15 protein-coding genes and 1 pseudogene are annotated in these 10,992 nt (G+C 50.4%); 6 read left to right on the top strand and 10 right to left on the bottom strand.

The genetic code is table 11. From position 1 onward, the window contains the following. Positions 1 to 200: 200 nt before the first annotated feature. Entirely contained in the window at positions 201 to 755 is a 555-nt protein-coding gene (locus FDW88_RS07195) for a gamma carbonic anhydrase family protein (RefSeq protein WP_115257345.1), read from the top strand. On the opposite strand, the gene FDW88_RS07200 is transcribed toward FDW88_RS07195, so the two are convergent. The 6 genes and pseudogenes from FDW88_RS07200 to dprA all read right to left on the bottom strand — a co-directional run bounded on the left by FDW88_RS07200 (position 731) and on the right by dprA (position 4,522). Further along, positions 731 to 988, bottom strand: coding sequence for a DUF1488 domain-containing protein (locus FDW88_RS07200; protein ID WP_137362295.1), 258 nt, complete (start codon positions 986 to 988; stop codon positions 731 to 733). The genes FDW88_RS07195 and FDW88_RS07200 overlap by 25 nt on opposite strands. Continuing rightward, entirely contained in the window at positions 985 to 1,806 is an 822-nt protein-coding gene (gene aroE, locus FDW88_RS07205) for a shikimate dehydrogenase (RefSeq protein ID WP_137362296.1), read from the bottom strand. Before aroE ends, FDW88_RS07200 begins: the two co-directional genes overlap by 4 nt. A 1-nt stretch (position 1,807) precedes the next feature. Then, the gene (gene tsaC, locus FDW88_RS07210; protein WP_096755444.1) at positions 1,808 to 2,380 is read right to left on the bottom strand and encodes an L-threonylcarbamoyladenylate synthase type 1 TsaC; all 573 of its coding nucleotides are present in this window, start codon (positions 2,378 to 2,380) and stop codon (positions 1,808 to 1,810) included. A gap of 4 nt (positions 2,381 to 2,384) precedes the next feature. Further along, the gene (locus FDW88_RS07215; RefSeq protein WP_096755443.1) at positions 2,385 to 2,927 is read right to left on the bottom strand and encodes a type I DNA topoisomerase; all 543 of its coding nucleotides are present in this window, start codon (positions 2,925 to 2,927) and stop codon (positions 2,385 to 2,387) included. A gap of 26 nt (positions 2,928 to 2,953) precedes the next feature. Next, on the bottom strand, positions 2,954 to 3,427 hold the full coding sequence (gene smg, locus FDW88_RS07220) for a DUF494 family protein Smg (RefSeq protein ID WP_003031162.1): 474 nt from the start codon (positions 3,425 to 3,427) through the stop codon (positions 2,954 to 2,956). After that, a pseudogene (dprA, locus tag FDW88_RS07225) lies at positions 3,399 to 4,522 on the bottom strand (DNA-protecting protein DprA). Before dprA ends, smg begins: the two are co-directional and overlap by 29 nt. 131 nt (positions 4,523 to 4,653) lie before the next feature. Here dprA and def point away from each other — a divergent pair. The 5 genes from def to mscL all read left to right on the top strand — a co-directional run bounded on the left by def (position 4,654) and on the right by mscL (position 9,419). Continuing rightward, positions 4,654 to 5,163, top strand: coding sequence for a peptide deformylase (gene def / locus FDW88_RS07230; protein WP_096755441.1), 510 nt, complete (start codon positions 4,654 to 4,656; stop codon positions 5,161 to 5,163). A 14-nt stretch (positions 5,164 to 5,177) separates the two neighbouring features. Next, complete coding sequence (gene fmt / locus FDW88_RS07235; protein ID WP_115257341.1) at positions 5,178 to 6,125, top strand: methionyl-tRNA formyltransferase; 948 nt, start codon at positions 5,178 to 5,180, stop codon at positions 6,123 to 6,125. 51 nt (positions 6,126 to 6,176) lie between these two features. Beyond that, entirely contained in the window at positions 6,177 to 7,466 is a 1,290-nt protein-coding gene (gene rsmB, locus FDW88_RS07240; protein WP_096755439.1) for a 16S rRNA (cytosine(967)-C(5))-methyltransferase RsmB, read from the top strand. Positions 7,467 to 7,487: 21 nt separating this feature from the next. Further along, positions 7,488 to 8,864 (top strand): Trk system potassium transporter TrkA, encoded by a 1,377-nt coding sequence (trkA, locus tag FDW88_RS07245; RefSeq protein ID WP_096755438.1) that lies wholly within the window; start codon positions 7,488 to 7,490, stop codon positions 8,862 to 8,864. A 141-nt stretch (positions 8,865 to 9,005) separates the two neighbouring features. After that, positions 9,006 to 9,419, top strand: coding sequence for a large-conductance mechanosensitive channel protein MscL (gene mscL / locus FDW88_RS07250; RefSeq protein ID WP_096755437.1), 414 nt, complete (start codon positions 9,006 to 9,008; stop codon positions 9,417 to 9,419). On the opposite strand, the gene arfA is transcribed toward mscL, so the two are convergent. The 4 genes from arfA to rplQ all read right to left on the bottom strand — a co-directional run bounded on the left by arfA (position 9,416) and on the right by rplQ (position 10,990). Continuing rightward, the gene (arfA, locus tag FDW88_RS07255) at positions 9,416 to 9,634 is read right to left on the bottom strand and encodes an alternative ribosome-rescue factor ArfA (protein ID WP_137362297.1); all 219 of its coding nucleotides are present in this window, start codon (positions 9,632 to 9,634) and stop codon (positions 9,416 to 9,418) included. The two genes, mscL and arfA, sit on opposite strands and share 4 nt — an antisense overlap. Before the next feature lie 57 nt (positions 9,635 to 9,691). Beyond that, the gene (gene zntR / locus FDW88_RS07260) at positions 9,692 to 10,117 is read right to left on the bottom strand and encodes a Zn(2+)-responsive transcriptional regulator (protein WP_045448272.1); all 426 of its coding nucleotides are present in this window, start codon (positions 10,115 to 10,117) and stop codon (positions 9,692 to 9,694) included. A gap of 10 nt (positions 10,118 to 10,127) precedes the next feature. Continuing rightward, the gene (locus FDW88_RS07265; protein WP_137362298.1) at positions 10,128 to 10,496 is read right to left on the bottom strand and encodes a DUF1992 domain-containing protein; all 369 of its coding nucleotides are present in this window, start codon (positions 10,494 to 10,496) and stop codon (positions 10,128 to 10,130) included. 107 nt (positions 10,497 to 10,603) lie between these two features. Next, the gene (rplQ, locus tag FDW88_RS07270; protein ID WP_042395993.1) at positions 10,604 to 10,990 is read right to left on the bottom strand and encodes a 50S ribosomal protein L17; all 387 of its coding nucleotides are present in this window, start codon (positions 10,988 to 10,990) and stop codon (positions 10,604 to 10,606) included. Positions 10,991 to 10,992 lie beyond the last annotated feature (2 nt).

The following is a 10,992-nucleotide window of genomic DNA, read 5'->3' on the forward strand; positions in this document are numbered from 1 at the left end:
GCCGTGTCGATGGAGGCGCATTATAGGGATCCCATTTTTTAGCACAAGTGTTTTTTAGATCTTTTTTGCTGAGTGGCTGTTTTTTACCCCTTTCGCTACATTCCTGCACAATATGGCTGATTTTTGATAACTAAATCGCTTGCACAGTCTCGATAATCAAACCAAAGTCTTCATTACTGCTCTATTCTATTGAGGTAAACATGTCTGATGTACTGCGTCCTTATAAGGATCTTTTCCCGCAGATCGGGAAACGCGTGATGATCGACACCAGCAGCGTCATCATTGGTGATGTTCGTCTGGCTGATAATGTTGGGATCTGGCCTCTGGTCGCGATCCGTGGTGACGTGAACTACGTACAAATCGGCGCCCGCACAAACATTCAGGACGGTAGCGTGTTACATGTCACGCATAAATCAGCATCTAACCCGCAAGGCAATCCACTGATCGTGGGTGAGGATGTCACCGTGGGCCATAAAGTCATGCTGCACGGCTGCGTCATTGGCAACCGCGTTTTGGTCGGTATGGGATCGATCCTGCTGGACGGTGTCGTAGTAGAAGATGACGTAATGATTGGCGCGGGAAGTTTGGTTCCGCAAAACAAACGCCTGGAGAGCGGGTATCTGTACCTGGGCAGCCCGGTTAAACAGATCCGCCCACTCAGCGATGAAGAAAAAGCGGGCCTGCAGTATTCAGCTAACAACTATGTGAAATGGAAAGACGAGTATTTGAGTCAGGATAACCAAACCCAACCATGAGCATCTTCTTGCTGAGCCTGGATCAATGCTTCGGCTTCATCTTCCAGATCCCAGCGATGCTCCCGAAAAATTTCCATCCACTGTTCAGGCGTGTTGCCGCCAAAGCGACGCGCCAACACCTCTCCGTTGATGGCGCATGTTAGCTGCATACCCTGAACCATCGCTGGGAAAACGACAGCATCTATATCTGACGTCCATTCTTCTCTATCGGGAAACTGGATAGCCTGGTTCACACGGACAGTTCCTGTTGCAGCTGTTTAATGACGGGTTCCGTCTTCGGCAATACGCCATGCCAGAGTAAAACGGCATGCGCCGCCTGCCCTACCAACATTCCCAACCCATCAGCACAATGTTTTGCTCCCTGTAATGCGCACCAGGACAAGAACGGCGTATTCCCTTTCTGATAAAACATGTCGTAGCAATAAACAGAAGCGTTGATCAGTGATGCAGGGATAGCCGGAATATCCCCGCTAATCCCACTGGAGGTCGCATTAATAATGAGATCGAAGGTGTTATTCTCAAGCTCATCAAATCCCACGGCCTGAACGCTACCGGTATGGGAAAAGATCCGAGCCAGTTCTTCTGCACGCGAAGCGGTACGGTTTACGATGGCCACCGCACAATCCATAGAAAGAAGAGGGAGTAATACCCCGCGGGATGCCCCACCAGCCCCAATAAGTAAAATACGCGATCCGGGACGAATAAAAGCTAAACGTTCAAGATCGCTTAATAAACCAATACCATCGGTGTTATCCCCAAGTAAGCGTCCATCTTCCAAACGCTTAAGCGTGTTAACCGCCCCGGCAAGCGATGCCCGTTCTGTTAATTCATCAGCCCGCGCAAATGCCTCTTCTTTAAAAGGAACCGTTATATTCGCCCCTTTACCGCCCTCTGCAAAGAAGGTGTTCAGCGTATTCACAAAATTATTGATTGGCGCCAGCACCCGTCCATAGGTGTGATCGATATTCAGCTGCTCTGCAAATTGCTGATGAATAAAAGGCGATTTGCTGTGCGCGATTGGATTGCCAAAAACAGCATAGGCTTCTTTCATATTACCCCTGTCGAAATTGTTCACCCGTCAAGGCATCACGGATTTCCGAAGGATTTAAACGCCCCCCGGTATCACCTTCGACAACGGGGAAATCTATACCAAACTGCACGCGTACTTCCTCTACCGTCCTGCAAGGGGGTAGACCACTCAAATTAGCACTGGTAGAAACTAACGGTTTGCCATAAGCCTGGCACAACGCAACCACCAGCGGATGATCCGTGACGCGCACGGCCAGCGAATCAAAACGGCCGGTTAACCAACGTGGTGTCGTTATCGCTGCCGGAAACACAAAGGTAACGGGACCTGGCCAGCACGCGAAAATAGCATCACGTTGGGCATCAGTGAGCATGCTGTCATCAATATACGGCTTGAGTTGGTCAAAATTTGCCGCAATTAAAATCAAGCCTTTATCAATTGGTCGTTGTTTTAGTTCCAACAGACGAGTAACAGCCGTTTCGCTATCTGGGTCACAGCCGACGCCGAAAACAGCTTCTGTTGGATAAGCGATGACTTTATCTTGTTTCAGAACCGCTATCGCAGCAGCGATGGGATCTGTGGGCAGGTTATTATTCACTTTTTTATTCCGCCGAGACCGGCTTTCCACATTGTTTACTGGCACAAAAGTGTTTCACACCCTGTGCGGTTTTCTTTTCGATGAGAAGCGGATAGTGACACTCAGGACACTCTCCAGCCAGAGGTTTGAAGTTGATGACAAACTGACACTCAGGATAGCGATCGCAGGAGTAAAAAGTTTTGCCATAACGGGAACGCCGCTGGACCAACTGGCCTGTCCGGCATTGGGGGCAAACAATCGCCGTTTCATCTGGTTTGTCGATAAGTTCAGTATGGTCACATGCCGGGTAATCACTACACCCAATAAACATACCGAATCGTCCCTGCCTCAGCACCAGCTCAGCACCGCACTCAGGACAAAACTTACCCTCCAGAACTTTGACAATATGTCCGTCCGCAGAGGATTTTAGCGGACGGACATAGTCGCATTCCGGATACTGTGAACAACCGAGAAACGGGCCATGTTTCCCAGAACGAATAACCAGTTCAGCCCCGCATTGTGGGCAGGGCTCGTTTTTACGCACCGCAAACAGTGCTGATTTAGCCATAACAACTCATACTGAATGAAGATTGATTAATGCAGCATACCTTCATTCACCTCAAAGAGTAATTCTTCCATTTGCTGATACGCATTTTCACAACCGGGAATGTTGAATAAAACCATCAGGATCACCCACTTCAGGTCTTCCAGATCGAATTCTGCTGTATCCAGCGCGAGTACACGCTCAATCACCATTTCTCGCGTTTCGAGGTTTAGCACCTGGATCTGCTCCAGGAATAATAAGAACCCCCGACAACTCGCATCCAGGCGATCGCACTCTTCCGCCGTATAAATACGAATAGACAGAGGGTCAGATGCAAGCTGCATAGGTTCGGCAAGGCCATCCTGATAATCAGCCAGTTTTTCCAGCCACAGTAACGCGTTGTAGATGTCTTCACGATCAAAACCAGCGTCGGTAAGATCCCGTTCCAGTTTGTCCTGATCCACACGCAGCTCCGCTTCGTTATGGATATATGTCTCAAACAAATACATTAGTACGTCGAACATGGCATGCCCTCCTCAATCGGACATAGCCGCCGGGTACAGCTGCGATCCATCCTGCTAACTCCAGTTCGAGTAGCTGAGCCACTACCTCTGGCACAGGTTGGCCGGCACGTTCAGCGACGACGTCAACAGGTGTTACCTCATCTCCTACGTTAGCCAGGAGCTCAGGAAATGGCAATGCCACCTCTTCGTGATCTGGTGAATAAATTGAATTTTCAGGTTCATCTGGCACCCAATGTAAACCGTATTGCAAATTCTCCAGAATATCTTCTGGAGCCGTAACCAACGTCGCTCCTTGCTTAATGAGCCAATGTGGCCCCTCACAACCGGGGTTCCCTATTGGCCCTGGTAACGCAAAAACGTCCCGTCCTTGCTCCAGGGCACAACGCGCAGTCACCAGCGAACCGCTACGCTGAGCGGCCTCAATCACTAGTACGCCTTTGCTTAAGCCACTGATAATACGATTTCGTCGCGGAAAATTGCGCGGTAGAGGAAGCATATCCAAAGGGAACTCAGACACCAGCGCGCCTCCGGCCTCAATCAGACGTTCGGCAAGATGCGCGTGCCGCCGTGGATGAATGGTTTCCAGGCCGTTCCCCAGCACGGCGATACTGGTTCTATTCATATTTACCGCCGCGTTGTGCGCGACGCCATCGATCCCCCGTGCCAGCCCGCTGGTGATTGTCACACCGCAAGCGGCAAGCTTCTCACAGAATAATCGCCCCCAGCGCTCTCCATACCAGGAATGTTGCCGGCTCCCCACAACAGCGACCTGAAAAGAGTGTAAACAATCGGGATCGCCAACAATAAAGAGGAGTCCCGGGTAATCTTCAGTGGCGCGAAGCTGCGGCGGATAACGTTCGCTATCGGCAAAAACGACATGGTGATGCGGTAACTCCAGCCAGCGCAGCGTTTTTTCCAATTCAATGTCGGAAAAGCTTAAAAAACGTGCGGCCTGGCGGGAGAGAATCCTGCATACTGGAGTATCGTTTTGTTAATACACGGTTGAGCAATAAGCCAGTGAGCAATGCGCACCATCTCATCACCATAAAGTTCACATACTCGTGCTAAACGTAACCAAATTTCGGTGTGGGTCATCCCTTTTCCCCCCTGCCACAAGCAGTCATAGCAATCTTTGCGATTGGTCACTGATGCTGTCAATCAGAAGGGGTTTTGTCTAGAATAGAGGTAATAATCTTTCCAACTCCTGAACACAACTCTGGATAACTATGTCAGTTTTGCAAGTGTTACATATCCCGGACGAGCGTCTTCGCAAAATCGCAAAACCGGTTGAAGAAGTGAATGCAGAAATTCAGCGTATCGTCGATGATATGTTCGAGACGATGTACGCCGAAGAAGGTATTGGCCTGGCGGCAACGCAGGTTGATATTCATCAGCGCATCATTGTTATTGATATCTCTGAAAATCGCGATGAGCGCCTGGTGTTGATCAACCCTGAGCTACTGGAAAAAGACGGTGAAACCGGCATTGAAGAAGGTTGCCTGTCTATTCCCGAACAGCGAGCATTAGTACCGCGCGCTGAGAAAGTAAAAATTCGCGCACTCGATCGTGAGGGTAACCCCTTTGAACTGGAAGCCGATGGCCTGTTAGCCATCTGCATTCAACACGAAATGGATCACCTGGTTGGTAAATTGTTTATTGATTATCTGTCGCCGTTGAAACAACAACGCATTCGTCAGAAAGTTGAAAAACTCGACCGCCTGAACGCCCGACCTTAAGGACAAGAATCAACGTGTCAGACTCACTACGTATTATTTTTGCGGGTACACCTGACTTTGCAGCGCGTCATCTCGACGCGCTGCTGTCTTCTGGACATAACGTCGTCGGCGTATTTACCCAACCGGATCGCCCAGCAGGACGTGGTAAAAAGCTGATGCCCAGCCCGGTAAAAGTGCTGGCCGAAGAAAAAGGGTTACCGGTTTTTCAGCCCGTCTCTCTTCGTCCTCAGGAAAACCAGCAGTTAGTTGCTGACCTGCACGCAGATGTAATGGTGGTAGTGGCATATGGCCTTATTCTGCCAAAAGCCGTGCTGGACATGCCGCGCTTGGGATGCATCAACGTCCATGGTTCCCTGCTTCCCCGCTGGCGCGGCGCGGCACCCATCCAACGTTCACTGTGGGCTGGCGATACCGAAACCGGCGTCACCATCATGCAGATGGATGTCGGTCTGGATACCGGCGATATGCTACACAAACTCTCTTGCCCAATCACCACTGAAGACACCAGCGCCAGCCTCTACAATAAGTTAGCCGAACTCGGCCCACAGGGACTGCTGCACACACTGCACCTGTTGGCAACGGGCACCGCGAAACCTGAAGTCCAGGATGAATCGCTGGTGAGCTATGCCGAGAAGCTGAGTAAAGAAGAAGCCCGCATGGACTGGACGCTTAGTGCCGTTCAGCTGGAGCGCTGCATTCGCGCCTTTAATCCATGGCCGATGAGTTACATCGTCATTGATGAGCAGCCGGTCAAAATCTGGCAGGCCACGGTGATTGATAAACCTGCAGGTGCCGAACCAGGAACGATTCTGGAAGCAACCCGCCAGGGTATTCAGATTGCGACAGGCGATGGCATCCTGAATCTCATCTCTTTGCAGCCAGCCGGTAAAAAAGCCATGAGCGCGCAGGACCTGTTGAATTCACGCCGGGAATGGTTCGTTCCTGGAAACCGTCTGCTCTGACGGTTCATCTCTTAAAGCCCGGCATCTCCGGGCATTTTTATTTTTGCGGTTATGAAAAAAAATCTAAATTTACGCAGTATGGCGGCGCAGGCCGTCGAACAGGTTGTCGAAAAGGGGCAGTCGCTAAGCAATGTGCTACCTGCCATGCAGCAGAAAGTTGCCGATAAAGATAAGGCGCTGTTACAGGAACTTTGCTTCGGCGTATTGCGCACCCTCTCCCAACTTGAGTGGATGATCAAACAGCTGATGGAACGCCCGATGACGGGCAAACAGCGCACGGTCCACTACCTGATCATGGTCGGTTTCTACCAACTACTGCATACCCGTATCCCTCCTCATGCTGCATTAGCTGAAACAGTGGAAGGCGCGGTCGTGATCAAACGCCAGCAGTTGAAAGGCCTGATTAACGGCGTACTACGCCAGTTTCAGCGCCGCCAGGACGAACTGTTAACCGAGTTTGCACAAAGCGAACTGCGCTTCTTACACCCATCCTGGTTAGTAAAACGCATTAAGAATGCTTATCCACAGCAGTGGGAAACCATTCTTGCGGCTAATAACCAGCGTCCGCCAATGTGGCTACGCGTTAACCGTAACCACCACTCGCGCGACGCGTGGCTAGCATTGCTGGCGGAAAGTGGTCTTACCGGCTTCCCACACCCGGATTACCCGGATGCTGTGCGTCTGGAAACCCCAGTGTCAGTTCTGGCATTGCCCGGCTTCGAGCAGGGGTGGGTAACCGTCCAGGACGCTTCCGCTCAGGGATGCGTAAGCTATCTGCAGCCGAAGAACGGTGAACAGATCCTCGATTTATGTGCAGCGCCAGGTGGAAAGACGACACATATTCTGGAGGTTGCTCCGAATGCAAATGTAATGGCGGTCGACGTAGACGAAAAACGTCTGTCTCGCGTCTACGACAACCTGAAGCGTTTGGGCATGAAGGCTACCGTCAAGCAGGGCGATGGTCGTTTTCCACAACAATGGTGTGGCGAACAGCAGTTCGATCGTATTCTGCTGGATGCTCCATGCTCAGCCACTGGGGTCATTCGTCGCCATCCGGATATTAAATGGCTGCGCCGTGACCGGGATATCACCGAGCTTGCCCAACTACAGGCAGAGATCCTGAATGCGACTTGGGCGCATCTGAAGCCGGGTGGCACGCTGGTTTATGCAACCTGTTCTATTCTGCCTGAAGAGAACCAGCAGCAGATTGCGGCCTTCCTGACGCGTACGCCAAACGCGGTATTAAGCGAAACCGGCACACCTGAGCAACCAGGCCGCCAGAATTTACCGAGTGCAGAAGAAGGTGATGGCTTCTTTTACGCTAAGCTAATCAAAAAGTGATGAGATAACGGGTCGCGACTGATGAAAATTATCATTCTGGGCGCAGGGCAAGTTGGTGGTACGTTGGCTGAAAACCTGGTCGGCGAGAACAACGATATCACGGTAGTCGATACCAACGGTGAACGCTTGCGCAGCCTGCAGGACAAGTTCGACCTCCGCGTTGTGCAGGGGCATGGCTCTCATCCCCGCGTACTGCGCGAAGCTGGCGCCGACGACGCCGATATGCTGGTCGCCGTGACCAGCTCTGATGAGACCAATATGGTCGCCTGTCAGGTCGCTTATTCGCTCTTCAATACGCCTAATCGTATCGCACGTATTCGGTCACCGGATTATGTGCGCGATGCCGATAAACTCTTCCACTCTGAAGCGGTACCTATCGATCACCTCATTGCCCCAGAGCAACTGGTTATCGACAGCATCTACCGGCTGATTGAATATCCTGGTGCCCTGCAGGTGGTGAATTTTGCCGAAGGTAAAGTCAGTCTCGCAGTGGTTAAAGCCTATTATGGCGGTCCACTGATCGGTAACGCACTGTCGACTATGCGCGAGCATATGCCGCATATCGATACCCGCGTTGCGGCAATTTTCCGCCATGACAGACCTATTCGCCCGCAGGGCTCTACCATCGTGGAAGCGGGTGACGAAGTATTCTTTATTGCAGCGTCACAACATATTCGCGCAGTGATGAGCGAACTGCAGCGTCTGGAAAAACCCTACAAGCGCATCATGCTTGTAGGCGGCGGTAATATCGGTGCCGGACTCGCTCGGCGGCTGGAAAAGGATTACAGCGTTAAGTTGATCGAGCGCGATCAGCAACGAGCTTCAGAGCTTGCTGAAAAGTTACAAAATACGATCGTCTTTTTTGGCGATGCTTCGGATCAAGAACTGCTCGCCGAAGAGCATATTGATCAGGTTGATCTGTTTATTGCCGTCACTAACGATGACGAAGCTAACATCATGTCGGCAATGCTGGCTAAACGTATGGGCGCCAAGAAAGTAATGGTGCTGATTCAACGTAAGGCGTACGTTGATCTGGTGCAGGGCAGCGTGATTGATATTGCCATTTCACCACAGCAAGCAACGATCTCTGCATTGCTCAGCCACGTCCGTAAAGCAGATATCGTCGGCGTTTCTTCGTTGCGCCGTGGTGTGGCAGAAGCCATCGAAGCTGTCGCGCACGGAGATGAAACAACATCCCGGGTTGTCGGCCGTGCAATTGACGAGATTAAGCTGCCGCCAGGAACAATCATTGGCGCCGTTGTTCGGGGTAATGACGTAATGATCGCTAATGACAACTTGCGTATTGAGCAGGGTGATCACGTCATTATGTTCCTGACCGATAAAAAATTTATTACCGATGTCGAACGTTTATTCCAGCCAAGTCCCTTCTTTCTGTAATTATGAGGGTGCTAGTACAGCGCCCTTTTTATTTCCCCTTATTTTTCATGGTCTAATAAATCCCCCTATCAGCAATACATAAATGGAAATTGTCTTAACATTTGTTAGACTTATAAACGTCAGCTGCATAGGGAGAATAAAATGAGCATTATTAAAGAATTTCGCGAATTCGCGATGCGCGGGAATGTTGTAGATTTAGCAGTGGGTGTCATTATTGGTGCGGCATTCGGTAAGATTGTTTCGTCACTGGTTGCCGACATCATCATGCCACCACTGGGCTTGTTAATTGGTGGGATTGATTTTAAACAGTTTGCCTTAACGTTACGCGACGCGCAGGGAGATATCCCGGCGGTCGTGATGCACTACGGTGTGTTTATTCAGAATGTGTTTGATTTCATTATTGTTGCCTTTGCTATCTTTATGGCCATCAAGCTAATCAACAGACTGAATCGCAAAAAGGCTGAAGAGCCAACAGCACCGCCAGCCCCATCAAAAGAAGAGGTGTTGCTGAGTGAAATACGTGACCTGCTGAAAGAACAAAATAACCGTTCTTAAGCACTCTCTGAAACAAGAAGGCCAGTGGTAAAAAAGTGATTCACTTTCTTGCCACTGGCCTCCCAGTTACCCCGATTTCCTTGTTTACCTTTACGCTGATAACTTCCTTTTCCTTTCTTATTTTTCTCAACCCGCTGTCTGAATAGCGGGTCATGCAATAGTGCTTCAATGGCGTTGTCCTTTATCTGCCCTTTGGTGTGCTGATAACGACTCATAATCTCTCCAGTGTGTAATAATTTACGCCGCGAGTGTAGACCTGACCGTTCAATAAATCAACAGCCTGATTTTGTTCCGCTAGCGCCTTGCTCAAGTGCCTCGAGAATAGAGCAGTAAACGCTGCTATGCGCCATGCCGCAGCATGCATCGTTCAATCGCTGTAGCGAGCGCTGCATTGTCTGAAGCTCAGCAATTCGGGCTTCAACCTCTTTTAATCTTTCCTGAACAATTCCCTTAGACTCCTGGCAGGTATGGTGCTCAGGATCGATACGGATCGAGAGTAACTCGCGGATCGACTCCAGAGTAAAACCAAGCTGTCGGGCATAACGAATAAATTTAAGACGTTGAAGATCGCTTTCGGTATAGAGTCGAAATCCACCTTCAGTGCGTACTTCATGCTCCATCATTTGCTGCTTTTCATAGTAGCGGATGGTATCTGGCGTGACTTCAGCCAGTTTAGCTAATTCGCCAATACGATACATGGTACCTCCGCTAATCATCACTAATCCGATGCAGAAGTTTTTCTGCATATTCCCCACGCAAAAACTCGGTGCTGAGTCCAGCCTGTCGAAGTTTAAGTTCAAGGAGCGAAAGACGTCGACTTACCTCCTCATACTGAACCTCATCTTTACGAATTCCTGCAAGGATATCAAGCAGACGAATTGCTTCTCTGCGCAGCTCAAATTCGGGAGGAAGGCAACCCGAATTTTTTAATAACCTGTAGCCGGCTCGCAGTTCCGGTGGAATATGAGAATCATCATCCAGAGCAAGCGGCTCACCGGAACCCGGTAAATCATCAAACTCGCCTTTGGCCTGCGCGTCATTAATATGGCGCTCTGCCCACTGGTCCAGTAACCACATACAGTGCTCCAGGGGGTGAACAAAAAAAGTACAGCTAGTATAGATAGGTTGGGGTGCTTCGGATATAAAAAAACCCGCCGGGGCGGGTTTTTTTACGTTACTACAGATTACTCTGCAGCAGCTTCTGCTTGCGATTCAGAGCGATCAACCAGCTCGATGTATGCCATCGGCGCATTGTCGCCTGCACGGAAGCCACACTTCAGAATGCGAGTGTAACCACCGGCGCGGCTCGCGAAACGCGGGCCCAGCTCGTTAAACAGTTTTGCCACGATCTCGTTATCACGAGTACGGGCGAATGCCAGACGACGATTAGCTACGCTATCAGTCTTGGCAAGAGTAATCAGCGGCTCAACTACGCGGCGCAGCTCTTTCGCTTTAGGCAGGGTCGTCTTGATGATCTCATGACGAACCAGTGAACCTGCCATATTGCGGAACATAGCCTGGCGATGGCTGCTGTTGCGGTTCAGTTGACGACCACTCTTACGATGGCGCATGA

The organism is Citrobacter sp. wls829 (genome assembly GCF_005280825.1).
GTDB classification, from domain to species: Bacteria; Pseudomonadota; Gammaproteobacteria; order Enterobacterales; family Enterobacteriaceae; genus Citrobacter; species Citrobacter gillenii.

What these genes read in the sequence shown, in the direction of transcription:
- aroE (WP_137362296.1), bottom strand. Translation starts at nt 1,806, where the DNA reads ATGAAAGAAGCCTATGCTGTTTTTGGCAATCCAATCGCGCACAGCAAA.
- mscL (WP_096755437.1), top strand. Translation starts at nt 9,006, where the DNA reads ATGAGCATTATTAAAGAATTTCGCGAATTCGCGATGCGCGGGAATGTT.
- def (WP_096755441.1), top strand. Translation starts at nt 4,654, where the DNA reads ATGTCAGTTTTGCAAGTGTTACATATCCCGGACGAGCGTCTTCGCAAA.
- smg (WP_003031162.1), bottom strand. Translation starts at nt 3,427, where the DNA reads ATGTTCGACGTACTAATGTATTTGTTTGAGACATATATCCATAACGAA.
- FDW88_RS07195 (WP_115257345.1), top strand. Translation starts at nt 201, where the DNA reads ATGTCTGATGTACTGCGTCCTTATAAGGATCTTTTCCCGCAGATCGGG.
- FDW88_RS07265 (WP_137362298.1), bottom strand. Translation starts at nt 10,496, where the DNA reads ATGTGGTTACTGGACCAGTGGGCAGAGCGCCATATTAATGACGCGCAG.
- rplQ (WP_042395993.1), bottom strand. Translation starts at nt 10,990, where the DNA reads ATGCGCCATCGTAAGAGTGGTCGTCAACTGAACCGCAACAGCAGCCAT.
- arfA (WP_137362297.1), bottom strand. Translation starts at nt 9,634, where the DNA reads ATGAGTCGTTATCAGCACACCAAAGGGCAGATAAAGGACAACGCCATT.
- FDW88_RS07215 (WP_096755443.1), bottom strand. Translation starts at nt 2,927, where the DNA reads ATGGCTAAATCAGCACTGTTTGCGGTGCGTAAAAACGAGCCCTGCCCA.
- trkA (WP_096755438.1), top strand. Translation starts at nt 7,488, where the DNA reads ATGAAAATTATCATTCTGGGCGCAGGGCAAGTTGGTGGTACGTTGGCT.
- rsmB (WP_096755439.1), top strand. Translation starts at nt 6,177, where the DNA reads ATGAAAAAAAATCTAAATTTACGCAGTATGGCGGCGCAGGCCGTCGAA.
- zntR (WP_045448272.1), bottom strand. Translation starts at nt 10,117, where the DNA reads ATGTATCGTATTGGCGAATTAGCTAAACTGGCTGAAGTCACGCCAGAT.